Origin of the sequence: Streptomyces sp. RPT161 (genome assembly GCF_027533845.1) — a bacterium.
Classification (GTDB): domain Bacteria; phylum Actinomycetota; class Actinomycetes; order Streptomycetales; family Streptomycetaceae; genus Streptantibioticus_A; species Streptantibioticus_A silvisoli_A.
On the sequence record NZ_JAPZVN010000006.1, the window covers coordinates 287,731 to 311,672 of the forward strand.

The 23,942-nt window shown below is 68.6% G+C and carries 23 protein-coding genes and 2 pseudogenes; 13 read left to right on the forward strand and 12 right to left on the reverse strand.

Going from position 1 to position 23,942, the window contains the following annotated elements:
- Nucleotides 1-806: 806 nt before the first annotated feature.
- The 6 genes from O5O46_RS16070 to O5O46_RS16095 form a co-directional block, all read right to left on the reverse strand.
- On the reverse strand, nt 807-2,582 hold the full coding sequence (locus O5O46_RS16070; protein WP_269856092.1) for an ABC transporter ATP-binding protein: 1,776 nt from the start codon (nt 2,580-2,582) through the stop codon (nt 807-809).
- Nucleotides 2,579-3,757: a hypothetical protein gene (locus O5O46_RS16075; RefSeq protein ID WP_269856093.1), complete on the reverse strand. Its 1,179-nt coding sequence runs from the start codon at nt 3,755-3,757 to the stop codon at nt 2,579-2,581. The genes O5O46_RS16070 and O5O46_RS16075 overlap by 4 nt, the downstream gene beginning before the upstream one ends.
- Nucleotides 3,754-4,785, reverse strand: coding sequence for a DUF1611 domain-containing protein (locus O5O46_RS16080; protein ID WP_269856094.1), 1,032 nt, complete (start codon nt 4,783-4,785; stop codon nt 3,754-3,756). The genes O5O46_RS16075 and O5O46_RS16080 overlap by 4 nt, the downstream gene beginning before the upstream one ends.
- Before the next feature lie 74 nt (nt 4,786-4,859).
- Complete coding sequence (locus O5O46_RS16085; RefSeq protein WP_269856095.1) at nt 4,860-5,285, reverse strand: hypothetical protein; 426 nt, start codon at nt 5,283-5,285, stop codon at nt 4,860-4,862.
- A gap of 101 nt (nt 5,286-5,386) precedes the next feature.
- Nucleotides 5,387-5,632 carry a plastocyanin/azurin family copper-binding protein gene (locus tag O5O46_RS16090; RefSeq protein ID WP_269856096.1) on the reverse strand — a complete coding sequence of 82 codons (246 nt, stop codon included), beginning with the start codon at nt 5,630-5,632 and terminating at the stop codon, nt 5,387-5,389.
- A gap of 280 nt (nt 5,633-5,912) precedes the next feature.
- On the reverse strand, nt 5,913-6,269 hold the full coding sequence (locus O5O46_RS16095) for a hypothetical protein (RefSeq protein ID WP_269856097.1): 357 nt from the start codon (nt 6,267-6,269) through the stop codon (nt 5,913-5,915).
- A gap of 148 nt (nt 6,270-6,417) precedes the next feature.
- Here O5O46_RS16095 and O5O46_RS16100 point away from each other — a divergent pair, with 148 nt between their 5' ends.
- Nucleotides 6,418-7,020: a sigma-70 family RNA polymerase sigma factor gene (locus O5O46_RS16100; RefSeq protein WP_269856098.1), complete on the forward strand. Its 603-nt coding sequence runs from the start codon at nt 6,418-6,420 to the stop codon at nt 7,018-7,020.
- Between the two features lie 25 nt (nt 7,021-7,045).
- Complete coding sequence (locus O5O46_RS16105) at nt 7,046-7,840, forward strand: anti-sigma factor (protein ID WP_269856099.1); 795 nt, start codon at nt 7,046-7,048, stop codon at nt 7,838-7,840.
- Nucleotides 7,841-9,081: 1,241 nt separating this feature from the next.
- On the opposite strand, the gene O5O46_RS16110 is transcribed toward O5O46_RS16105, so the two are convergent.
- Together O5O46_RS16110 and O5O46_RS16115 are read right to left on the reverse strand one after the other, a co-directional pair.
- Complete coding sequence (locus tag O5O46_RS16110) at nt 9,082-9,582, reverse strand: ATP-binding protein (protein WP_269856100.1); 501 nt, start codon at nt 9,580-9,582, stop codon at nt 9,082-9,084.
- Between the two features lie 310 nt (nt 9,583-9,892).
- The gene (locus tag O5O46_RS16115) at nt 9,893-10,156 is read right to left on the reverse strand and encodes an integrase core domain-containing protein (RefSeq protein ID WP_269856101.1); all 264 of its coding nucleotides are present in this window, start codon (nt 10,154-10,156) and stop codon (nt 9,893-9,895) included.
- A gap of 19 nt (nt 10,157-10,175) precedes the next feature.
- Here O5O46_RS16115 and O5O46_RS16120 point away from each other — a divergent pair, with 19 nt between their 5' ends.
- The 3 genes from O5O46_RS16120 to O5O46_RS16130 all read left to right on the forward strand — a co-directional run bounded on the left by O5O46_RS16120 (nt 10,176) and on the right by O5O46_RS16130 (nt 11,853).
- Complete coding sequence (locus O5O46_RS16120; protein WP_269856102.1) at nt 10,176-10,595, forward strand: hypothetical protein; 420 nt, start codon at nt 10,176-10,178, stop codon at nt 10,593-10,595.
- Between the two features lie 74 nt (nt 10,596-10,669).
- On the forward strand, nt 10,670-11,290 hold the full coding sequence (locus O5O46_RS16125) for a hypothetical protein (RefSeq protein WP_269856103.1): 621 nt from the start codon (nt 10,670-10,672) through the stop codon (nt 11,288-11,290).
- A complete protein-coding gene (locus O5O46_RS16130; RefSeq protein ID WP_269856104.1) occupies nt 11,287-11,853 on the forward strand; it encodes a hypothetical protein in 567 nt (188 codons plus the stop codon). Before O5O46_RS16125 ends, O5O46_RS16130 begins: the two co-directional genes overlap by 4 nt.
- Before the next feature lie 303 nt (nt 11,854-12,156).
- Here O5O46_RS16130 and O5O46_RS16135 read toward each other — a convergent pair whose 3' ends face one another.
- On the reverse strand, nt 12,157-12,735 hold the full coding sequence (locus O5O46_RS16135) for a TetR/AcrR family transcriptional regulator (protein ID WP_269856105.1): 579 nt from the start codon (nt 12,733-12,735) through the stop codon (nt 12,157-12,159).
- Between the two features lie 91 nt (nt 12,736-12,826).
- Here O5O46_RS16135 and O5O46_RS16140 point away from each other — a divergent pair, with 91 nt between their 5' ends.
- The 6 genes and pseudogenes from O5O46_RS16140 (at nt 12,827) to O5O46_RS16165 (ending at nt 19,860) form a co-directional block, all read left to right on the forward strand.
- Complete coding sequence (locus O5O46_RS16140; protein WP_269856106.1) at nt 12,827-13,273, forward strand: DUF1772 domain-containing protein; 447 nt, start codon at nt 12,827-12,829, stop codon at nt 13,271-13,273.
- A 258-nt stretch (nt 13,274-13,531) separates the two neighbouring features.
- Nucleotides 13,532-13,933: pseudogene (locus O5O46_RS16145) on the forward strand (transposase family protein); the annotation flags it as partial.
- Nucleotides 13,934-16,078: 2,145 nt separating this feature from the next.
- On the forward strand, nt 16,079-17,269 hold the full coding sequence (locus O5O46_RS16150; RefSeq protein ID WP_443072543.1) for a methyltransferase domain-containing protein: 1,191 nt from the start codon (nt 16,079-16,081) through the stop codon (nt 17,267-17,269).
- 267 nt (nt 17,270-17,536) lie between these two features.
- A complete protein-coding gene (locus O5O46_RS16155; protein ID WP_269856107.1) occupies nt 17,537-18,283 on the forward strand; it encodes an alpha/beta hydrolase in 747 nt (248 codons plus the stop codon).
- 360 nt (nt 18,284-18,643) lie between these two features.
- Nucleotides 18,644-19,297, forward strand: coding sequence for an aspartate/glutamate racemase family protein (locus O5O46_RS16160; RefSeq protein ID WP_269856108.1), 654 nt, complete (start codon nt 18,644-18,646; stop codon nt 19,295-19,297).
- Nucleotides 19,298-19,504: 207 nt separating this feature from the next.
- Nucleotides 19,505-19,860, forward strand: a pseudogene (locus O5O46_RS16165) (fic family toxin-antitoxin system, toxin component).
- Nucleotides 19,861-20,305: 445 nt separating this feature from the next.
- Here the strand turns inward: O5O46_RS16165 and O5O46_RS16170 are convergent.
- Together O5O46_RS16170 and O5O46_RS16175 are read right to left on the reverse strand one after the other, a co-directional pair.
- Nucleotides 20,306-20,818: a GNAT family N-acetyltransferase gene (locus tag O5O46_RS16170; protein ID WP_269856109.1), complete on the reverse strand. Its 513-nt coding sequence runs from the start codon at nt 20,816-20,818 to the stop codon at nt 20,306-20,308.
- A gap of 313 nt (nt 20,819-21,131) precedes the next feature.
- Nucleotides 21,132-21,515 (reverse strand): DUF1330 domain-containing protein, encoded by a 384-nt coding sequence (locus tag O5O46_RS16175; RefSeq protein ID WP_269856133.1) that lies wholly within the window; start codon nt 21,513-21,515, stop codon nt 21,132-21,134.
- Between the two features lie 170 nt (nt 21,516-21,685).
- Here O5O46_RS16175 and O5O46_RS16180 point away from each other — a divergent pair, with 170 nt between their 5' ends.
- Together O5O46_RS16180 and O5O46_RS16185 are read left to right on the forward strand one after the other, a co-directional pair.
- A complete protein-coding gene (locus tag O5O46_RS16180; RefSeq protein WP_269856110.1) occupies nt 21,686-21,955 on the forward strand; it encodes a hypothetical protein in 270 nt (89 codons plus the stop codon).
- 35 nt (nt 21,956-21,990) lie between these two features.
- Nucleotides 21,991-22,521: a hypothetical protein gene (locus O5O46_RS16185; protein WP_269856111.1), complete on the forward strand. Its 531-nt coding sequence runs from the start codon at nt 21,991-21,993 to the stop codon at nt 22,519-22,521.
- 589 nt (nt 22,522-23,110) lie between these two features.
- Here O5O46_RS16185 and O5O46_RS16190 read toward each other — a convergent pair.
- Entirely contained in the window at nt 23,111-23,767 is a 657-nt protein-coding gene (locus O5O46_RS16190) for a DUF1963 domain-containing protein (protein ID WP_269856112.1), read from the reverse strand.
- Between the last annotated feature and the right edge of the window lie 175 nt (nt 23,768-23,942).

Here is a 23,942-nt window from a genome sequence, read left to right on the forward strand (position 1 = left end):
ACGACGACAGCGGCCAGGCACGCCGTGCGCGACCGCCGGATTGGCGGGGAAGAGTTCGCATTCATGGTCATCGTTCTTTCTACGCGTCCCCAGCCGCACGGGTGGGTGTGATCCAAGGCCGATTGGGGATCGGCCTTTTCAGGCAGATGGACGACTGCGTTACACCCGTCGGGGGATGCTGAAAGGGGTGCAACCCGGTGGGTTACTTTATGTGAGCGGGCAGCGCGTTCCGCTCAGCGAAACGAATTCCGCGGCGGAGTCTCGTTGTTTCACCATGGCGGCGGGTAGCAGCACGCCTTGGGCAGGGAAGTCCCAAAGCCCCGGTGAACTTGCAGGCGGGCTGGGCAGAGGACGTTCAGCGAGTCCAGTGGCCGGTTGAAGGAGCCGTAGAGATGTGGCGGATGCCGGAGGCGATATTTCGGTGTCCGTACTGGACCGCAGGCGGCTGCAAGAGCTGGTTCTTGAACGACAACGGTCACAACGCCGATATCCGGCCCCGGCACGCGCATGGATTCCGAAGCCGGACACCGCACTTAGAACCGGCCGAACGCCTGTCGCAGCGTCAGCCGACGCCCGCGGGCTCCCGAGCCAACGGCGACTTCACGAAGGACCAGTCCATGCGCCGGTCGCGATGGTTCTCGGCCTGGCTTTGACACTGGTGATCCGGGTCGTCGGGGAGGTGGTGGGCGGCACATTCACCGGGCAGGGGATCTATCCGAACTCCGGCTTGCCGTCGGCCAAGCTCCCCTCCGCCCACTGGCCCTCCAGGATGCGGTCGTCGGTGGGCGCGCCCGGTGCCGCGACCCCTAGCCGACGACGCGGACCGCCTTCCGGCACGGGACCGCGGTCCGGTCTCCTGCCGGGGGCGGCGTCGCGGGCAGCCGGACCGTGCGGGTCGCCACGTCCAGCAGCGCCGGGCGGTGGGTGGTCATGACCACCGTCCGGCCGGCGACCAGCCGCTGCAGAGCGCCGATCACCAGCTGTTCGGCGTCCGCGTCCAGGCCGGACGTCGGTTCGTCCAGCAGCACGATGGGCGCGTCGGCGAGCAGCGCGCGGGCGATCCCCACCCGCTGGCGCTGGCCACCCGACAGGCCGGTCCCGCTCTCACCGACGTGGGTGGCGAGGCCGTCCGGAAGGTGCTGCGCGAAGTCGGTGACGAGCGCGGCCCGGGCCGCCACGGCCACATCGGCGTCGTCGGCGTCCGGTCGCGCGTAGCGGATGTTCTCGGCCAGGGTGCCGGGGAACAGGTAGGTGTCCTGAAGGACGACTGCGACCTGCCGGTGCAGCCAGGGCTCCGGGAGCTCGGTGGTCGCACGGCCGTCGATCGCCACCGAGCCGAGGGTGGGCGGATACAGGCCCGCGATCAGAGCGAGCGAGGTGGACTTGCCTGCGCCGTTCGGGCCGGTCAGCGCGACCCGTTCGCCGGGCAGGACGGTCAGGTCCAGGCCGCGCAGTGCGGGCCGGGTTCCGTAGGCCATCGAGACGCAGCGGAAGTCGATCCGGCCGGCCGTTCGGACGGGCAGCCCGGTCTCGCTCCGCGTCGGGCTGCGTGGCTCGTCCAGGATGCCCAGGATGCGCTCTCCGGAGGCCTGCCCCTGTGCGAAGGTGACGGAGAGACGGGAGAGCGATTTGATCGGCGAGACCATGCTGTTGAGGTAGCTGACCGCCACCACCAGCTGGCCGACACTCCACCAGTGGTTCAGCACGCCCGATCCGCCGATCCACAGCAGCAGCGCGGTGCCGCCCGCCGTCGCCAGCTCCAGCAACGGCACCCGGAGCGCCTGCACTCGGGTCGTGGCCAGCCCGGCCTGCAGGGCGCGCTCGCTCTCCTTGGCGAAGCGGTGGTCGTGCAGGTCCTGGCGGCCAAAGGAGTGCACGGTGCGGATGCCGTGCAGGGTTTCGGTGACCAGTGCGGCGAGTCGGCCCTCAGCCTCGCGTTCACGGCGTGCCGCTCGGTGGCCGAGCCTGCGGTTGTGCACACCGATCACGTAGACGAGCGGGATACAGCCGATGCCGATCAGGCCGAACCGCCAGTCCAGCCACAGCAGTGCGATGGCGAAGCTGCCGACCGAGAGCATGCCGGGCAGGAGCGTCGCGAACAGCGCGACCAGGCTGTCCTTGATACGGGCGCAGTCGGTGATGATCCGGCTGGTCGACTCGCCCACGGCCTGCCGGTCGTGATAGTTCATCGGCAGCCGCTGCAGATGTGCGTAGGCGTCCGAGCGGATCGCCACGCTCATTCGTTCGCCGACGCCGTTCATCACCCGGTCGCCGACGTAGTCGAACGCGCCGGAGACGGCGGCGATCATCACCACCGCCCCGGCCGCGGTGGCGAGCATCGTCGCTTTTCCGGTGCCGAAGACGCCGAGCAGGTGGGTGAGCGGATTGTGTGCGGAGGCCGCACCCAGGACCCGGTCGACCACGGCGGCGATCGGCCACGGCGCCGCCAGGTCTGCGGCCATCTCGCAGATCCGCAGGCCCAGGCCGAGGCAGAACATGCCCAGGTGCGGCAGGCCGTAGCCGCGGAACCGCCACAGCACCTGCCCCTTGTCCGCGTTCCGTACGCCCCGGTTGCCGGTCACGGCCGGACCGCCGTCGTCCCCGGCCGTCGTGCGGCCTCCTCCGATGCCTGCGGCGCCGGCGTCCGCGCATCCGGCGATGCGAATCGGGCCTGCATCCGCACCCGCAGTTCCCGGTTGTCGCCGTAGGGGAGGATGCCGTGGTCGGCCATCGCGCCGGCCACGACCCGAGTGCTGGCCGGATCGGCGGCAAGGAGTTCGCGCAGCAACTCGGAGAAGCTCATGCGCCGTTGCTGTTCCTCGGCCACATCGGTCCCGCGGCTGCCGAACCGGGTCATCGCGGTGAGCAGTGTGCGGGTGATACCGGCACCGTCGGCCTGTCGTACGCGCTCGTGTGCCGTCCACAAGGCGGACGCCCACACGGTGCCGTTGGCGTGTGCCTGGCCGCTGCCCGGGCGCAGGCAGGCGGTGGTCCAGCGAGTGGCGAGCCGGCGGCGGCGCTGGTCCCATGGCGGGATGTGGCCGCGGTGCCAGCCGTAGATGTCAGGGGTGCCGAGGAGGACGGCGGTGAGGAAGTCGGCCGTGCCCTCATCGAGGGCGACCTTGCCGTTGTGCTGGTCGAGCGGCGGGCGCAGCCGGTTCGCCCGGAAGTCCGCGGTGTGGCGGCATATGTGGTGGCCGACCTCGTGGTAGATGATCGCCGGGTTGTGCGCGGGCGCGTGGAAGTAGCGGGGACACCCGGGATCAGGGCGCTCGACGAAGCGGCGACCGGCGCCCAGATGGATCTCACCCGACCGGGCCGGCTGCTCGGGCTCCGGCGGTGATGCCGCTCCCGGCAGCCGGTAGTGCCCTCCGCCCCAGCCCCGGCCCGGTGGGGAGTGCAAGCCGATCCTGATCACCAGGGGCGACAGCGGCCGGTGCAGCAGCTGGGTGGCGAGGTTCAGCATGCGGGCAGCGTGGTATGCGGTGTTGGTCACCCCGAAGCCGCGGGCCTGGTACTCGGCCTCCGGCCCGGCGAGCGGACCGCCGCCCGCCGCCGGGTCGAAGAGGTATGCGTGCTCATCGGGATCACGGAAGAGGTCGCCACCGCGCTCGTCCCGTACCGTCAGTCCGGCCAAGCTCAGCTCGGCGGGTCCGGTCGCGATGGCGTCGAGGTCGACTTCGCCCGGGCGTCCCGGTCCCGCAGGGTGGTCCGAGTCGAAGTGATGATTCGTCAGGTAGGCGGTGACCCTCGTCATGTTGCCGGAACCCTCTCGGTGAGCAGGTCCACGGCCGCGCCGCCGGCCAGCTGGGTGGGCGACAGCACCGGCAGACCGGTGGCCGCCGCTGCCTCGCGGGACGCCAGCGGGCTTGCCGTGATCAGCCCGCTGACCGCCAGGACCGGCACCCCGACCGCGTAGAGCAGATCGACACCGGCGTGAGCGGCGAGCGCATCACCCACCGCGAGGACCGTCCCGCGGCAGATGGCCGGCAGATGGCGGGTCAGTCGGCGCGTCTCCTCCTGCAACAGACCGTCGGCGATCTCCAGCACGATCGCTTCGGCACCGTCGTGACCGAGCGCGTCGCGCATCGCCACCATGGTGCTCAACAGCCGTTCGGGCGGATAGCCGAAGGTCGAGGACATCCCGAAGTCGATGAAGTCCACGACATGCCGGGCACCAGCGTCGACGTAGGCCCAGCGGTCCTTGCCGCTGCCGGAGCCGGTGACCTTCGCGGCTCCGGCAGCCAGGCCCGCGCGCGTCCAGCCGCTGATCAACCCGGCTGCTGCGGTCGTCTTCCCCGAGTTCATCGACGAGCCGACGACCGCTACCGTCGGCGGTTGCGTGCCCGACCGCCACTGTGGCGGGGACGGCGGTCGCGGCCGTGCGAAGTGCTCCAGTGACAGGGAGCGCCCGTGATCGTCCGTCAGCGGTCCGAGGACATCCAGCTCGGTCGGCGGAAGGCAGTCGGTGTGCCAGGAGACGGCGATGCCGATCACCCCGCCCGCGGTGAGCAGGTGCACCTTCGGCTCGTGCCGGTGGTAGCCCTCGTAGACGTCGGTCGCATACCGGTTGCCACAGGCACCCACCACCAGGTCGCCCCTGTGGAGCTTCACCCTGCGGCCGTGTGCGTCCTCCAGATGGTCATGGGCTCCGACCCTGGTGACCTGAGTCACCACCAGGTCGCCGAGGCGGAGCGGCACGGACGGTGCGCCGAGTCGGCACTGCCTCGCATCGGGCACTGTGCGCGTGACGTGGCTCCACTTGGCGGTGAACAGCTCTCTCATTACTACTCCTGACAGGCCCTCAGCCTCGGCGGCCGAGGTGCCCTTTCGTTGGGATCTACGGGAGGTTGGGATATCTACGGGACGCTGGGAGCCACGGGACGACGGGCCCGCGCGGCTGCCTGCCAGGCTGCGAGGATCAGCAAGGTGCCGGTCTCCAGCAGGAGGCTGAGCAGTGCTTGGGGTGCAGGTGTTAGGCCGTGTTCGGTGAAGCCGAACACGCCGATCGTCCGGGAGGCGGTGAATCCGGCGAGAGCGCCGAGCGCGACACCGGCAGCCGCGGCCCTGAGTAGTACCGGTGCTGTAAACAGCACCAGGGCGGCGACCACGAAGGCAGCGCACGCCTGAAGCAAGAACAGGTCGCCGACGACGTGGATGAATCGGTACCCAGCCAGGTAGAGCTGGGCGTGGATGTAGCCGCTCCCGACGAGTGTGGCGGCGACGGCCAGGCGTATCGCGAAGGCCGGGCGCATCACGGAACCGAGTCCGTCGTTGGAAGTCATGTGGGGTTCTCCTCCGAGTCGATGCCTTGTGATGCCGTGTCCGTCAGCTGGCTTGCCGAGGTCGGCGCCTGGCGCCTCGCCGTGCGCGTACGGGTACTTGTTCATGGGGTCACCACCACGGTCGCGGTCATGAAGGGATGGATGGTGCAGAAGTAGGCATAGGTGCCGGCTTTGGTGAACGTGTATCGGTAGGTGGCGCCGGTCGTCAGCGGTGCCGAATGCAAGGGCCCGCCCGACCCGGAGCTGGTCACGGTGTGGGCGTCGCTGTCCTTGTTGGTCCAGGTCACCGTCGTACCCGTCTTGACCTTCAGGCTGGTCGGTGCGAACGCGAAGTTCTGGATCGTCACCGCGCTCCCGGCGACTGGTGCCGTTGCGGCCGGAGGGCTTGCGGGCGCGCTCATGCTGGGCATCGCCGGGGTGCTGGGGGCGGGGCTTGAGGCGCTGCCGGAACCAGTGGAGGAGGAGTGCGGTGATGCGCCGCAGGCGCTGAGCAGCCCCAGCGTGCCCGCGGTGGCAACGGCCAGGCCGGCTGCCGTCAGGGACCGTCGGGGTGATGGAAGGGAGTTCAGGTGCATGGGTGTGTGCTCTCTACTGATCAGCCCACGGATGGGGCCGGGCGGGGGTCGGTCATCCGGTCGGTGTTCCGCGCTGGAATCCGGGGTCGAAGACGTGCACGGCTTCCAGGTCGACGCGGCCGCCGTGCTGCCGTGCGCGGATGCCCCGGATGTGGGGATGTCGGCTGAGCAGCAGGTCGATGGCGTAGCGGAGCACGGCGAACGGGGCATGCGCCGGAAGCTGGACGCGGGCGGCGTCGGCTGCGACGGCGTAGCCGCTGTGCGTGATGACGAGCGCGCCCGGCAGCACGTGGGCGGTGAATCCGCTGTGCTCGCGGAGCGCATCGTAGAGCCGCAGAACATGGTCGTGTCGGGTGATCGGCCGCGCGGTGGAGGAGGCCCCGAGGGGCGGCGGAACCATCTCGGTCATCTCGGTTCACTCCTTGCGCTAGGGGGAGGAGGGGGTTCCCGAGGATCGGTGCTCGTCGGGTTCCACGGGCGCCGGGGGGCGTACGGTTCGGCGTGTAAGCACCTTTTGTGAGATTTCGGAGATTTACCGGATATGCGATGATCGACTTATGCCGTGGAGTCTTCGGAGAAGCGGTCCATCGAGTGAGCCGGATCGCTCTGGGAACCGTGTCTCTAGTGCGGGGACCATTTCCCACGCGGACGAGGACCTGCTCCGCACGCTGTACGCAGAGCACGCCGGGCCGCTGCTTCACTTCGTCCTGCGACTGACCTCAGGAGACTGGCAATGGGCCGAGGATGTCGTGCAGGAGACACTGCTGCGAGCCTGGCAGCACCCGGCGGCGTTCGACCCCGAGCGCGGACCGGCCCGGGCGTGGCTGTGCACGGTCGCCCGGAACCTGGTCATCGACGCCCACCGGGCCCGCCAGGCCAGGCCGCCCGAGGCCGATGGGGAGGCGCTGGAAAGGGTCGCGGAGCAGACGCCCGGAGAAGACGAGATCGAGCAAGCGCTGCAGAGCTGGGCTGTAGCCGAGGCCATCCGGACCCTCTCCCCGGAACACCGCGCCGTGCTGCTGGAGACGTACTACAGAGGCCGGACGATGGTCGAGGCCGCAGCGGCGCTCGGCATTCCGGTGGGCACCGTGAAGTCGCGCACGTACTACGCCTTGAAGGCGCTGCGGCTGGCGCTGCAGGAACGGGGTATCGAGCCGTGACAGCGGCGTTGAGGAGGTGCGGACCATGAAGGGCGACCCTGACGCCATCCGGTTCTCCCTGGGCGGGTACGTGCTGGGAACGCTGTCCCCGACGGAGACGGAACAGGTGCGAGCCCACCTCGCGGAATGCGACGAGTGCCGGGCCGAGCACGCCGAACTGGCGGGGCTGCCCGCGCTACTCGCGACGGTCAGCGAGGCTGAGGCCGCGGGCGAGACCGGGCCCGCGCCCAGCGAGGAGCTGGCCGACCGGCTTGTACGGCGGGCCGCCACAAGCGGGCGCCCGCAGCCGGAGCCTGAATCCGCTCACGTGGTGGGGGTACCGCGGCGAACCGAGCGCAGCCGACTCGACCGGCTGCTCCAGCAGGCCGCGTCCCGGCGCCGTGCCGCCGTGCGGAGGCAACTGGTCGGGGTCGCAGCCGCCACGACGCTCATCGCTGCGGTGGCTTCGGGCGGTACGTGGCTGGCTACCGTCGCGACCACCAGCAGCCAGGTGGCGCAGCCCGCACCGACGTCACCGGCCCCGGTCCGCACTTTCTCCGGAACCGACGCCACCACCGGCCTGTCCGCCTCGGTGAAGGTCTCGCCCGCCGCCTGGGGCAGCGCCGTGCAGGTCTCGGCACAGGGAGCGCCCCCCGGGATCACATGCAGACTGCAAGCGGTCGGGGTCACGGGCGCCACCGCGACCGCCGCCACTTGGCAGGCCGGTAAGTATCCGGGCGGGGCCAAGATTTCCGGAACCGTACCCATGTCCCCGGGAACGATCAGTCACTTCGAGATCTACGCCGGCAACGGCCAGAAGATGCTCACCATCCCGGCGTGAAGCCTTGACCCGATCGGCACCTCATGGCCAGCAGCGACAGTCCGCATCAGCGTCCGTCGCCACCGAGCCCGCGCGGAAAGGCGATGTGCGCGTATCCGACGCGGTCGGTGGCTCCGGCCTGGCGAGTACCTGGTTCACGCGGCCTTTGACGGTGCCCCAGGCCAGGTGTGACGCGGTGGCGGTGCTGGCGTCGGAGAGTCCCTGGGTGAGCAGCGGCGGTACGTCGGACTGGCGTTCGGCCGGTGATGCGACACGTGATGCGATGCGACACGTGCTGCGCCGGGCGTGGCTTGTCCGGAGGTGGGCTCGCGGGTGACGACGCCGATGACGTGGCTGGTGCGGGCGGGGTTGAAGACGGTGTGGCCCTGGGGCGGGGCGTGCAGGGGCCGGTCCTGGTCTGCGCCTCCGGGGGCGCGTTCCTGGCTGGGAGGGTGTGGAGGGCCTGTTCGTCGTAGGTGTCGTACTCGTAGGTGTCGAGCAAAGAGCACCGCAGGAGGTCTGGGCAGCTCGCGCGGGCTCGATGCTGTTCGTGCCGGGCAAGTGGATGCCCATCACCCCGAGAGGGGCGCTTGGCGTGCCTGCTGGACCGCGGACCACCCGTCTTGTGCCTCGACGACGACACTCGGCTGATCGCCCGCGTTGATGATGAGTACGCAGGGTCAGGCGCACGGCGGGGTCGTCCCGGCGATCAGAACGTTGACCACAAGGCCCTGACGGCGGGCCCGATAAGGCGAGAGCACTGTCCGCGCGTGGCTCGACCAGCGCGTTCCGCCGACCCGCAACCCGACGCCGCGCAGATACCGCCGGTCGTCCAGGACCACAGCCCGGAGGCAGCGCATGGAGGAGCCGCGTCACGGTTTTCTGGATGCCCTGCGCGGGGCCGGTGCAGCGCGTGGCGTACCGGCCCCGCGCAGGAGTTGCTGACTCATGAGACCCATGGCGCATCCGGTGCCGAAGTGCTGCCCCGCCGACGGTCCGCAGGTAACCGTGGCCAACGGTCGCCCCAACACATCGCCCGCCGCCGACCCTTCCCGTCAAGACTGGCACGGGATGGCCGGACGGGGGCAGGTCACGCGCCGGGCGGCGCGACCTGCCCCGTGGGATGGGGGAGGCGGGTTCGGGCGACGGTGGTCCTGCCCGCCCCCGTCGCCGACCGCGCCGGATCCAAGGTCATGACGTGCTCAGCGCGTCGCCATGTGAGCGACGCGCTGACGTGGTGACCGAAGCCTCACTGGGGTCGGTCACGCCGAGCACTGAAGGCAGGCGTGGACTTCGCGGCCGTCCGGAGCTTGGTGGACCTCGGTCGATTGTGCGAGGAACTCGACGATACCGTTGCCGCGGCCGTGTTCGTCCGGGGCGATGTCCTGGCGGGGGCGGTCTACGTCAGCTCCGGAGTCGACGACAACGATGTGCAGCGTGTGGTGGTCGAGGACCAGTTGCAGCGTCATGTACTCGTGGCCGTAACGGGCGGCATTGGCGGCGAGTTCGTCGACGATAAGGACGGCGGAGTCCCGCTCGTCCTGCGGAATGCTCCAGTTCTCCAGCAGGTCCGCCGTGAAGTGACGGGCGGCGGAGACATGTGCTTCCTGCGCTGGCAAGGTGAGCAGTGCCTGGCGGCGGCAGCCCCGCGAGCACAACGCATCCGTGACGGGAGTGAACCGGGGACGCTGCGGGCCTCCGCCTACGGAGCGGAGACGAGCGTCGCGGACGCGGCGGGGGGCGGTGGGGAGTAGCTGGGTCATCTCAGCTCACTCCTTGCGGATGGGAGGGGAAAGGGGAGGAGATCTCGTGAATACCAGCGCTTGTCTACTTTCACGTGCGGCAGGCCCCATGCGGTTCGGCCTGTTCGTGCTGCCCGTGCCGAAAATGCCGTCCCTGCAGGTCAGGCGGCACGTTTGTACTCATGGAGGATGCCGCCGAGGCTGCCGCGTGTGCGCATGTCGAGGCGGGCGATCTGCTCCGGAGCGGTGATCGGTGTGGGCAGACGCCGCCCACCACCGCGACGCCGACTGATCCCAGGAGCACCCTGTGCGTGCCGAAAAGCCTGTCGCCCTACACGATCTGCGCGTGTTCGTGGATGAGGCCGCCGAGGCGGTCGCACCGGATGGCGCGCGATTGGGCATCGGCGGCGGGCGGTTCGGGCGTGCCTACGCCGTCGGGGCAGCGTTGTCCGAGTGGTCGGTGCGGCCGGTGTTCGTTGTGATGGACCGCATACTCGTCGACGATGAGACGCAGGTGCCGTTCGCCGGCGATCAGGACGCGGTCGGCGGCCTCGCGTCTGCAGGATCCGACCCAGCGCTCGGCGACCGCGTTCATTCTGGGTACGCCGGGCAGGATGGGCACCACGCGGTCGCCGATCGCGGTGAAGACCGCGGCGTTGTCGTGCTGTGCGCGTGTCGTCCAGGGCCATCAGCAGGTTGCGAGCCTGCTGGGTGGCCCATTCGGCGGTGACGTTGCGGGTGATGTCGGCGATGTGCACCCGCCGGGTGCCGTGCTCGATGGAGAACAGGACGAACAGGCGTCTCAGAAATACGGTGTCCACGTGGAAGACGTCAACGGCGAGGATCCCTTGGGCCTGGGCGGTGAGGAACTGCGTTCAGGAGCGGTCCGCGCGCTGGGACGCCGGGTTAACCCCGGACTTCTTCAAGATCTCCCAGACCGTGGAGGCGGCGATCTTCCAGCCCAGGATGCGCAGTTCGCCGTGAATCCTGCGATCCTCCCAGGTGTCGTTCTCGCGGGCCAGGCGCAGCAATAGGACGCGCAGTGCCTCGGGCTTGGTCGGGCGGCCCGGGCCTCGGCGCGGATAGGTCCACCCTGACCGGCGCGGCCTTGGCCCTGCTGATCCTGCCGGCCCCTGCGCGCGGCACCTACTTCGTCGACAAGGCCGCCGCCACCCTGGTCTGCGACGGACCGGTGTGCGTGACGCAGGCGAACCGCTCACGCCTGCCCGAGCTCGCGCCGAGCGGCAAGGAGGCGCTGCGCGTGCTGCACGACGCCCTCGGTGACAAGGCGCCGAACTCCGCGCGGGAGGACACCGAGCTGCGCGCGCTCGGCCACCCACGCGAACTCACTGGCAACGTGGTGCTGATCGACTTCGGCGACCCGCTGATCGCCCATGCAGCGGGGGCGGAACTGACCCGCCTCCTGGTCGCCCAGGGCCTGGCACCGAACTGCGCACCGCGCACCCCCTGGGAGGACGGAGGGCAGGTCGACATCCCCGCACAGAGCATCGCCGCGAGCTGGGCCCTCGGCAATCGCCAGTTCGAACCGCTGCAGGTGCCGGACACCTACGCGTACTCGCAGGGTGCATGGGCGAACGCCAAAGCCGCCTGGGAGAAGCTGACGGCCCTGCCGCCGGTCGAGCAGCGCTCGCGGATCGCCCAGACGCATGCCGCCGCGCTCTCCTGCAAGGACGAGCTCGCGGCGCTGACGGGGGAGACATCGCCATGAGATGGCTGATTCTGTACGCCTGTTCACGGCAGGTGCCCAGCTCGGCCGCCGCGGTCGCGCTCGTCGAGCTGGCGGTGTGGGCCCTCGACGGTCCAGGATCGGTGGACGTGGGGATCGCGGTCCTGGTCCTCACCGCGAACGTGGCGGCCGCTTCCGTCGGGCTCGGCGGGCAGGATGCCGCGCTGGATCGGACGGCCGCGATCCGGTGGATGCCCCGGCGGGCGGCGCACGTGCTGCTGGCTGGCGCGGTCGCTGGTGCGGCGCTGCTGGCGGTCCAGGCGGCGGCAGCCAAGCTCGCCCCGGCTGTGCTCGTCGTTCGGGACAGCGCGGGCCTGGTCGGCCTGGCCGCGCTCGGGGCGGTGCTGCGCGGGGCACGGTTCGCATGGACCCTGCCGATCGGCTGGCTCGCGTTCAGCCTCCTCGTCCCGGTTCCGCCCGGCATCGCGGGAGAGGTGGGCGGCTGGGTGATCATTTCTCCCGCCCCAATGGTGTCCACCGCGACCGGGTGGGCCCTGCTGGCGACCGGCACCGTGCTGTACGCCACAGCAGGACCAAGGCGGTAACGGACACGCCCCGCGCCGAGCGCTTCAGTTGGCGAAGCTCGCCAACTGAAGCGCTCAGTGACCCGACCACATGAAATGAGCCGAAGCACGATAGCTGTCACAGAGGCGGGCTTGTTGTCACCGGGTTCGTTCCGGTGGCGGCAGGCCCGCCTCGGGATGTGTCCTGTCGCATTGAAGCTGTCGGATTCTCACTCGGTCTCGTTCGTGCTGGCCGATTCTCAGTGCGGTGGCTCTTGAGCGGCGATGCCGTAGGCCGACAGCCAGGGCGGAATGCCCCCGTTGTCCTTCCGCCCAGACGGCGTGTCAGGTCATGGCGAGTCGGTCCACCAGCAGCTCCACCCTCCGCTCGGCTTCCGCAGGCGGCAGCCGTCCCGCCCGGGTCAGGGTGGCCAGCCCGTGCAGGGCCGCCCAGAACACCTCGGTGAACAGTCCCGGGTGGACGCCATCCCCGGCAACCTCGCCGAGGCTTTCCAGTAGGGCGGCGAAGGCGTCCTTCAGCGGCTCCGGGGTGTCCTCGGCCGCGAAGGCCAGGCCGCCGTCGAGCTGGAACATGGCGTCGTAGACCGCCGGATTGCGCTCGGCGAAGTCGAGGTAGGCGCGGGCGAGGCCGGTGACCCGGGTACGCGGGCCGTCCGCGGCCAAGGCCGCGGCCCGCACCGCCGCGGCCATCTCGGCGGCGCCCTGGAGGGCGACGGCGCCGATGATTTCGCGCTTGCCGCGGAAGTGGCTGTAGAGGACGGGCTGGCTGTATTCGATGCGCTCGGCGAGCAAGCGGGTGGTGACCGCGTCCCAGCCCTGCTGCTCGGCGAGTTCACGGGCCGTGGCCACGATGAGACGCTCGCGGGCCGCCCGTTCGCGTTCCTTGCGTTCCTGTACCGACATGGTTCGATCCTAGCATCGCTAGACAATCGAGCGGCAGCAGTACTAGCGTTAGTTCAACTTCTAGCGGCGCTAGATCCCAGGAGGGGTCATCATGCTCGACGCACTCAAGGTCGTCACCATCGTGGTCGTCGGAGTGATGGTGGGGGTGGAGTTCTCCGTCGCCTTCGTCATCAACCGGATCCTCAAGGCCCTCCCGGACGACAGCTGCCTGAGCGGCCGCGCCCACGGGGGTCGGATGCTTGGCGCCGTGATGCCGTTCTGGTACATCGGTTCGCTCGTCCTCGCCGCGGTCTGGGCCATCGCCGGATGGCACCACCACGGCGCCGGCCTCGTCGTCATCGCCGGCGCACTGCTCATCCTCAGCGTGATCATGTCGCTTCTGCTGCTCGTCCCGATCAACAAGCGGGGCAAGACGTGGACCCCCGAGAACCGGCCCGCCGACTGGAAGGAGCAGGCGAACCGCTGGGACCGCTTCCACTACGTCCGCGTCGCCGACCTCATCGCCGCTTTCGCCCTGCTGGCCGCCGCCCTCGTCTGAGCCCGCGGGCCGAGACCGCGCAGGTGGCACGCACTCCTCCACTCCGTGGACGGTAGCGACTTCCGCGAATGCCAGGTCGCTCGAGAACCCCGGGCCTCCGCCTTCTCAAGCGACCTGGCATCCCAGCAAGTCAACGGCTCGCTATCGGACAGATGCGCTGCCACAGGACAATCGAGGTGCCGTCTGCGCGGCGCTTGAGCACGGGTGCCGTTCACCTAAACCCCTTACATGTCTAGGGAGGTTAGGGAGCCGGCGGATAAGCACAAGAGGCACGGCACGAACGTTCAAGTCCTCGCCGATCCATTCGGGAGGCTGCTGTGGACTTCCGCCGCTTTGCCCGGCGCGGTACACCACGTCAAATCCGCCCGCACCCGCGGCGTGATGGCGGCGCTGACCGAGGCCGGCGTGCGCTGCTGGGCCGATAAGGGGGAATCAGGGCGCCCGCAGCACCGTGCGCGCCCCTACCGCGGCCGCTGGGAGACGCTCTCCGAAGGCCAGAAGGCCGTCAAGGTCTCGCCCGCCAGGATCCGTGCGGTCTGCGAACAGGCAATGGCCACCCTGAAGTCCTGGCGCCTCCTGCGCAAGCTCCGCTGCAGCGCCACCCGCATCACCGACCCGGTCAAGGCCGTCCTCGCCCTCCACATAGCAACCTCAAGCTGAAGTTGGAAATGCCTCAGTGTGACCCGTGATTCCCCGATGTGCAGATCCCGTTGGGCTACGGGCAGACCGGGCGGCTTCCGGCGGACGTCGAGCACACGGTGGCCCGCTTCAAGTGTTGGCGGATCCTCTCCGAGGAGGGCGGGCGCTTCCATGCCCCAATTTGAGAAGCTCGCCGAGACCCTTGACGCCGCCATCGGACTCCTCAATTTCCTGCTTCGCGCTGAACTCTTCTGAGCAGAGCTCTAGATCCGCCAAAGTGGCCCCCATCTCGCGATGGGGGCCACAAGAGGCTAGAACCAACACTTACCGGCGGTATCTTCGTCGTTACTCAGGCAACTCCTGCCGTCCCAGTGTGTCGCTACGTTCAGATAGTGATCAGCGCTGAACCCAATCCCAAAGATTTTGGCGCTACTAGTGAAGTTCTCGGTTGCGCCGAACGCTTGGTTTCCATTCCCATAAGCCGGGTTCTGCCCATACCATTGGCACGGGCCTTTCAGATCGATCGAGAATCCGGTCGCAGACTGGCTGCAATGCAGGCTAGTTGGCTGCGCCCATCCTGGAGTGCCGGCGTGCACGCTAAAGCACCAACTGATTCTCACGTCTGCGATGGTGGGAATGCCGTCGTCTGCTTTTGTGCAGAAACTGCCAGGCCCCGTCGAGAGCGGGTGCATCGTTGACGGTCTAGTTGTTTCGGCGTGGCTGACTTTGAAGTCGCAAAGTGTTGCGACTGCCTTGGCGACAGCGTTGGGCGACCAGGACTTTGGCGCCTGCGCCTTAATCTGCTGCGCGCAGGGTAGTACCGAGCCCCTCGCGGCTGTCACCTTGACGGAGACGTCGGTGACGATTGGAGCCTGTGGTGTCGCCGAAGCCGGCGCAACTGCGATCACCGTCCCGGTGAACAGCAGACTGATGACTGCGAACGCGCGCAGTATGCTGCGTGGTGCCCTCACGGACCTCTCCCTCGTGGCGCTGGCCGAGGTTGCAGTGACGACGCCAGCGGTGGTGAGGCCGGCCGCGGTGGCTCCGGGTGCCAGCTTTCGGGCGAGATTCACATGGTCCCCCTGACGGTGTGTGCTTGGTGAGTTGTCTCCCGTTCAAGCAGCGCCGCCGAGAGGCGTGCGAGCCCCCGTGACGCGCTTTAGTGCATGACGGCTCATTGCGGGGCCGATGTGCAAGATCGAGGCTAAGAGCTGCCGTCCTAGTTCCGTCCTAGATCCGTCCTTGCGCACTCCGTTCACATGAGCGTATGTAACAAGTCGAATACCTTGTTGGTGACAATCAGACTGCTTCGACCGGTCCGAACGCCAGCTCATCCCTCTTAGCTGGTGACAATTACGGTGCTTCGGCTCAGCATGGGTGCCGGGCCCGGTCATGTGCACGCAGCCGGTGCAGGACCTGACCGTTTCGTAGTGATGGCAGATTGACCGATCCGGGCCTCGACCATCTCCATTGCCAGTGCGGCCACGCTCGGGTCGGCGTCTGTCACGACTCCTGCCACCGACCCCGCTGACCACCAGTGCAATCGACGCACCGCCATATCGGTGGATCGCGCTGGCACCCGCCCGGTGGTACGAGTCTTGCGCACGCCATACGAGCCCCTTGCGCGGTCATCCCGGCCCAGTCCAGTTCGTCCAGTTCTGCGCGCCGAGCGGTGATCCGTTCCAGCAGCTTGGGATGCAGCATGCACCGGACCGTAGAAGACCGCCCGGGCACAGCGAGCAGGAACCGTCGAACCGGCCGCTCCGTCAGATGGCCTACTCCGCAGGCTGCCGCCCACGACCGGCGCGAGTACGCTGGCAGGCCAACACGCCAGCTCTTTGACCAGCGCCTTCAAGTTGGCGGAGGCGTCGGTGACGCTGCCGAACATCGCGGGGTTGGAGCCGAGCCGGGCCGCGTGACAGGTGCGTACTCGTTCGGGCGTATTGGCGGTTTGCGCCCTACCCGCCAGCAGGCCCGCGGGAGTTGACTGGGCGTCCGGACAGTCGACTTGAGGGGGTGCCGCACGGTGGAACCGATGCTGCGCGCTGGCGACGGAGACGGTGGGAATGGCGGTAATGGCGGCGACAACCTGCCAGGGCAGCCGTGGACCCCGCCGGCGCCATCTCCAGATGGTGGCTCGCCTGACGGTGATGGGAAGCACCGAAAGTGACAGAACAGCTTGAGCAGGTACGGCGGTCACCTCGTGTCGAGTTGGGCCGCCGCTTGCGGGACATGGGCGCGTTGACCGCGGACTGGATGCCCTCGTTCGAGGCGGTGGACCGCGCCTGGTTCCTGCCGGACATCATGTGGGCGCACGACATGGCCACCCGATGCAACGAGGTGGTCGATCGCAGCGCGGATCCGGAAGGCTGGCTGCTGGTCGCGGACTCGGATGTGCCCGTCGTGACGCAGTGGGATGACGGCCGCCATGAGGGCCTGGAGCCAGGCCGCGTGCCGACGAGTTCCGCGAGTATGCCGTCGGTGGTGTTCCGGATGCTGCGGGATCTCGATGTCGCTGACGGGCAGCGGGTGTTGGAGGTCGGCACTGGCACGGGCTACAACGCGGCCCTGTTGGCGCATCGGCTGGGCGACGAGAACGTCACCAGCATCGAGGTGGACCCCGAGGTCACTGCACGCGCGCGGGAGATGCTGCAGCGGGCTGGACGGCGTCCGCGGGTGATCTGCGGTGACGGGCTCCAGGGCTGGCGTGAGGGCGCGCCCTACGACCGGGTCATCGCGACGGTTGGTCTGCGGTCGATTCCGGCGGCGTGGCTGGAGCAGACCCGGCCCGGCGGGATCATCCTGGCCCCGTGGGGCACGGACTTCACGAACCGGGACGCCTTGGCGCGGTTGGTGGTCGCCGAAGATGGCAGCGCGTCGGGGCGGTTCACCGGCAGCGTGGAGTTCATGAAGCTGCGATCCCAGCGGGTGGTGTGGCCGCAGTTCGAAGAGTACCTGCCCGCAGGCTTTCCCGGCGATGCCACGGTCGCGGAGACGTGCCTGTCGCCGCTGTCGATGGTTCCTGATGTCTCCTTCACGGCAGCGCCCTTCGTCGTGGGTCTGGCCGTGCCGGGGTGTGTGCACACGGTGCAGCGCAGCGACACCGAGGCGCTGGTGTGGTTCATCAGCCTTACCGACCGATCCTGGGCAGCGGTCCGTTGGCCGGCTGACGGCGACCGGGGCGAGGTGTACCAGTCCGGTGCGCGGCGCCTGTGGGATGAGGTCGAAGCGGCGTGGCGGTGGTGGGACGGGGCCGGGCAGCCAGGTGTGGACCGGTTCGGGCTGACCGTGCGGGTGGATGGCGCGCATGAGGTGTGGCTCGGCGAGCCGGAACAGCGGGTGCCGTCCGCGGGGTGAGTTGCCGGGGTGTCGACCAGCATCCGGCAACGTTCGCCCTCCTGACCACTTCGCATAGCCGTTCGTCCTGAGCACGTGGCCGGGAAAGGGCGTTGAGGGGTGATCATAGGGCTGGTAGCTTTCAGTCGACCGTGACACCGCCCGAGGAGGTGGGACCCATGAACACAGTATCGACGTGGGTGCTCCCCCTTCCCCTCACGGCCGGCGACTGACGTAGGTCTCGCCGGGAGCGCCTCGATAACAAGGCACTCCCGAAAGGCAACACCTATGTACTTTCTTCAGTTCACTGCCGAGTCGTCGTCGAACAGCATGGTCGAGCGCGACTTCACCATCGGCGAGGTCCCCGGCGTCCTCTGGTCGCCGGCCTCCAGCACAGCCGATCGCGCGCCCCTGGTCCTAATGGCCCACGGCGGCGGCAACCACAAGAAGCACCCGGCGATGTCCGGCCGCGCCCAGCGCCTCGTGGCTGGCTGCGGCTTCCACGTCGCCGTCATCGACGCGCCCGGTCACGGCGACCGGCCGCGCACGGCGCTCGACGAGCAGGAAATCGCCGTGATGCAGAAGGCGATGGCGACAGGCGAGCCGGTCGGCCCGATCGTCGTTCGCTACAACGACCACCTGGCGGAACTCGCTGTGCCCGAGTACCAGGCGACCCTGGACGCCCTCCAGGAGCTCCCGGAGATCGGCACCGACGGGCCGGTCGGCTTCTGGGGCATCAACATGGGCACCGCGATCGGCGTACCGTTCGTGGCGATCGAACCCAGGATCACCGCCGCGGTCTTCGGCCAGCATTGGCCCGATGTCCTGGCCGAGAAGGCGAAGCAGATCACTATCCCGATCGAGTTCGACTTGCAGTGGGACGACGAGCACATCTCGCGCGAGGAGGGTCTCGCGCTGTTCGACGCCTTCGCCTCGAAGGAGAAGTCGTTGCATGTGAACTCGGGCAAGCACAAGGAACTGCCCAGGTTCGAGGCCGACAGCGCGGTCGGGTTCTTCGCCCGGCACCTGAGCTGAAACCCTGTTGCCCGCGACGCGCTGATCGGGTTCCCACTCGATCAGCGCGTTCAGCATGCATTGGTCAACGGGGCCAACGTTGCCTGACCGGGGCGCTAGTTGGGACCTGGCCACGCATGTTGGAACCAACAGTGACGAGTCCTCCGCGATGAGCAGTCGCTCCAGGTCGGCGCGGTGACCGTGGTGCCAGAACCGCTTTCCATCAGCCGCTGGTGCCAACAAAGCTGTCTGGCCGGTGCCAACAATGGTGGCCCGTCGCCCGGGAACTCCTGGACAGCGGTGCCGAGCGGTGCCATCTATCGTGTTCCGGCACACCCTCCGGGCGACGGAACTCCGACCGCGGCGGCTAGCATCGCGCGCATGCTGGCACTGCTCCACACCTCGTCCGTCCACATCCCGGTCTTCGACACCCTCCGCGACCGCAAGCACCCCGGCTTGTCCTTGCGGCACATCGTGTCTGAGGAACTGCTGACCAGGGCCCGGACCGACGGGCCCAACGCCGTTGCGAGGGACATCGACCACGCACTTGCCTCGGCGGTAGCCGAGGGGGCCGCAGCGGTGTTGTGCACCTGCTCGGCGATCGGGGGCGTCGCGGAAACTCGGGCCGCGGCGTTGGGAGTGCCCGTGTTGCGCATCGACCGGCCGATGGCGGCAGCAGCCGCCACCGTGGCACCCGGCGAAAACCGAATCGCGACGCACATCGTCGTGATCGCCGCACTGGCCAGCACCGTGAGCCCGACAGTGGCCCTCATAGAAGAAGAGGCCACCCAGTCCGGCCGATCGGTCACCGTGACGGCCACAGTGGTCGACGGCGCTTGGGACCGATTCGAAGGCGGTGACCAGGCTGGCTATCTCACCGCGATCGCCACCGCCGTCGAGGCCGTCGACGACGCGGACGTCATCGTCCTCGCCCAGGCATCCATGGCAGACGCCGCGAATCAGACCATGACTGCCATCCCTGTCTTGTCCAGCCCCGCCCTCGGACTTCGCGCCGCCGCTGCCGCTGCGTCATAGTCAGCCAGTAACTGACCGTTTCAATAAGCGCTGGTCCGACAGCCCGTCTGGATGCTGGACTGCATCCGGTCTTCATGATCGTCGGCTTCTAGCATGGCGCCCGCGCCGAGGAGCGGTGCCTTGCGACCAGATGGGCGCTTTGATCACCGGCGCTGAGGAGTTGGCCTTGAGTCTCGACTTTGCCTTGCAGCCCGCCCAGCGCCCCACATCGGCGGCCGAGCGTGCGGCGGTTCTCGCCGATTCGGCGTTCGGCCGTCACCCGACGACTACGGGGTCCCGGTTGCCGCGGTCGCCTGCCACCACGCCGAACTGCTGGAGCAACCCGTCTACGACGGCCCCTACGCCCGCGCCGCCGCGTACACATCCTCGGCCGCTGCCGATGGCTGGAGCGCTCCAATCTCGCCGTCGCCGCTGCCACCGGCGTGATGTATCTGGAGGAATCCGGCATCCCGGTCAAGCCTGCCCGCGAGGACGCCATCGCCCTACGTAACCTCCTGCGGGACCCCGGCTGCACGGCCGCCAAGGTTGCCTTCCTGCTTCGCGCTTGGCCGCAGGCCACCTGAATCCTTGGCCCATGTCGCCGCATTCGCCACACGAGACAGACGCCGCACGCTGGGCCTCCTCATGATTGTGGGCGTTCCCCCGCCGGATCGCTCCGGCACCCTCAGCCTCGTCGACATTCCAACGCCGCACCTCGTACCTGGTGTTGGTGGCCCATTAGCCCAGGTGAGGCGGCTTTCCGGTCATGCAGGCACATGAGGCACGTAGGGGACCGGAAACGTTACGACCGTGACGTTTCATGTAAATCCGTTCGAGTTGCCGCACCCCCGCGCTGCCCTGCCGTGGCTTTGTTCTCGAGTCGTGACGGCAGCTGTACGCGGGTTTGGGAGGCACCGTCGTGAGGCGTGTTCGATGTTCACGAGGAGGGGCAGCACCACGGCGAGGCGGCCCTGAGATCGGCGACCGGCAGGTGCCGCGCGGGGGTCGGCCCGCGCGGCACGTGTCAGGTCAGATACCGAACGCAGCGGCGTAGTGGACGGTCCCACGGGGGAGCGGATGGTCGGCGTCGAGGCTGAGTGCCATCAGGGCGTCATCGGGAACGTCGATGGTCAGCCCGATGCCGTAAGTTGAGGCACGGGTGAACCCGAACCGGGGATAGTAGGCCGGGTGCCCGAGGACGACCACGTGGCGCTCCCCGAGGGATCGTGCTGCGGCCAGGGCGGCACGGATCACTGCGGTGCCGGCGCCGGTGCGCTGCTGCTGCGGTCGGACGGCGCACGGTGCCAGGCAGAGAGCTGGCGTGGTGTCGATGTGGCAGCGGGTCAACAGCGCGTGACTCACCAGGTGACCGGTCTCATCCGCTGCGACGAGGGACAGGCCCTCGATCCAGGCGGTCGGGTCGGCGCGCAGGCTGTCGACGAGGTCGGCCTCGGCGGGGGTTGGGAAGGCGGCGAGGTCGATGTCGCGGATGCCGGGGATGTCGGCGCTGGTTTCGGCGCGCGTGATCCACATGTTGCCCATGATGATCGTGAATCCGTTTCGGAAGGCGTTCGTGTGGTGGCCCCGCGAGCTCACGCTCTCAGCGAGGGCAGGACAATGGATTCAGGCCACGGCCCGGGACGTGAGGGAGACCCGGACGCTGCGCAGGGTGGCCAAGAGCGCGGTCATCAACCTCACCTCCCATCCTTCAGTTCCTGGTCAAGCACGAACACGGCAAGGGTACACGGCCGCAATCGCTTCCTCACCGTGCTGCCAACTTCGTCGCTGACGAAACTCGTGTACATCTGCCTCCGGTGGTCGAATCCAGGTGCCTTCGAAGGTGAGGTAGAACGGGCTACGCCCAGCGCATCCCGATCGTGGATAGTTGCTCGATCCGCTCCAGCGCGAGCGTCGCGGCGCGTGAGCGTTGGTTGCCGGTCCAGTGCTCGGGAGAGACGCCCTGGACCAGCACCGCGTCGCCCACCAAGTTCCCGGTGCGCAGCGGAAGGATCTCCTGGTAGGCGGGCGAGGCGTACCAGGCGCGAGCCCGGCCCAGGTCGGGGAAGGCTATGACGATCAACGCTCCCTGCCAACTGCCTTCGAGGACGTCCACCTCGTCGCCGTGCACTATGAACCGCCCGCCGAAGAGCTTGAGCGTGGCGTCGATGCGCTCCAGGTACTCCACGATCGCCGGCCCCGCAGTGACCTCGCGGAGATGGGCAACGGCGTATGCGGCCAGGCGAGTTGCAGCTCTCCCCTAGAACCCGCACCCTCCCGTCGAAGCAGACTGCGTGCTACGCCCCGTCAGGAAGCCGCGACCAGGCCCGCGTGCCAGTCGACTAGGGTTTGCGGCATGCACATGATCCAATCCCTCTCTGCCACGCACTCCGCAGCGCGAAGGGGGCACTGATGCTCTCCGGGCTGTTCTTCCTCGTCCTTGGCATCGCCATGACCGTGGGCTTCTTCTGCTACGCCGCCAACGTACGAGGCGTCACCACGAAGAAAGCGCAACGTAATCTTGAGCGAGCCCAGGCGGTCCACCAGGCCCGCGGCCGCCTCGACGCCCCAACGGTGCTGCCCCCGACGGCCACCGCGCTGGGCATACGTATTCTGGGCACGATCGGCAGCTTGTTGGGCCTGCTCATGGTGCTGATCGCGTGCGCGACGCTCCAACAGTGATGCCGCCACGGACAAGTCCTCGGACCGATCGCCCCTTGTCTCCCACCAAGGCGCGGCTCGGCGGCGCCATCCTGCTGCTCATCGCCGCACTTCTCATCGGATACGGCGCCCGGGGACTGGCGTACGCCTCGGGCCTGGGCGGAGTTCACGGGCATCTCCGCGTGCTCTTTTGCGACCAGGTCTGGAACGGAAGCCGAGGTGGCACTCACGCCGTGTGCAACGGCACGTTCCGATCCGACAACGGCAACATCACAGACACTGATGCCCACCTCGGCGACGGCCTTCAGCACAAAATGGGGGAGAGCGTTCCGGTCACATGGGCAGGCGGCGAAACCTACTTCACCGCACGCCCAGCCAACGCCTTTGGCTGGGCCACCATGCTGCTCGCCGGAGCCTGGGCCGTGGCTTGCGGTGCCCCCGCCTTGTGGGTCGGCCGGTATGCCCGCCACATCACCGACGCCCCGCGGCTGATCAGAGCCTCACGGCAGGCAGCGCGTACCGCCTGGTGGGGAGCCGCCACCTGCGCCGCAGCCGCGCTACTCGCACTGCTGGTGCAAAACGCGTAAGCCGTACGCCCGCCATGCACCGGCGGTGGCCTCCACACCTTGCGAGCGGCCAGCCCTGACAGGCTCTCGGCATGGGGGGACCCGGCTCCGTTCCCGGCCGCCAGTGCGAGATCCTTGGTTCCAGGGCCGCGCTGCTTACCGGTCAGGCGAGATGAGGCCCGTTTCCGGGCGGTGAGGACCCTGGATGCGGTCGCTTTCGGGACCCTGGGGCGAGCCTCGCGTCTTCGCCGACGAGGTCGTCCCGGCGGCCGCCGCGTCGGTCGCCGAAGTTCCCACCCGCTTCGGCCCCCGGTTTCGGCCGGCCCTACTGCGTCTTCCTCGCCGACTCAACGGGCCGGAGGCGCCCTATGCGGCGGTCTGGCCCGAGGGGCGTGACCTGCCCGACCTGATGGCAGACACCCCACCTTCGCCGGACGACCTGGGCAGACGCATCTGTTCGAGGACAACGCCACGACGATCGCGCGGATCGCAGCTCATCTGGATGCTGGCCCCCGGGTTGCAAGGCGTATCCCGCTTGGATGACGTCGGCCTGGTCGACCTTCAGCGGTTGCCGGCCAGGCGGTGAAGCGGTTGGTCAGCCCGGTGCAGGTCAGCACTGCCACAGGAACGCGGCCTGGGCGCAGGGCCCGCAGGCGAAGGCGAAGGCTGTGCCGCAGCCGCCGAAGTTCATTGCCGTGGCGTGATCCGGTCCCTCCTCGAGCTGTGCGACCAGCATCATGGGCTGGGTGCAGGTCGAGCATGTGGGTGTCTCGTCGCCTTGAAGCCAATCGGGCTGTCCGCCGAGCTGTCCCAGGACATTCCGCATGCTGTTTCCGCTGCGGTTGGCCCATTCTTCTCGTGCTCTGAAGTAGTCGACGGAAGGCGAGGGCACCAGGGTCACGGCGTTGACGGCCCCGAGGCGGAGAACGTCCTCCTCGATGTCCGGCTCGGGTGCGGCCATCGGCTGCAGTGTGTCCGAGGGATAGAGCAGGGCGCGGTTACCGCCGGCCGTCGGGCTCCACTCGTCGCACATGCCGGGGTCGTTCTGGCACATGAAAATCGCCATGACACGGTCGGCCTGTGCGCCGCCTTCGCCGACCGGGCGGCTCAGGTCATCCAGGAGTATCTGGGCTAGGAATTGCATCGGCCCACCGCACGTCGCACAGCTGGGCCATGCGGCCCCTGGAGGGGCCAGCGGTGTTCCTCCCGTGCGCGTGACCAGGGCGTCGAGCTCACCTGGTCCTGCGTATGTCATCAGCGTCGTCATGGGAGCGGACACTACGACAGCCCACCGACAGCTCATCGGGCAAGGTCGGTGAGAAGGAGGCGTTTGCGGAGGAGGTGGAGGTTGGCTCGGCCGAACACCTGACGTTTGATCATCTTAAAAGCTAGGTGGAATCTGCCGGGGTGATCATGTCTCCATGGTGTAGCCACGAACTTGG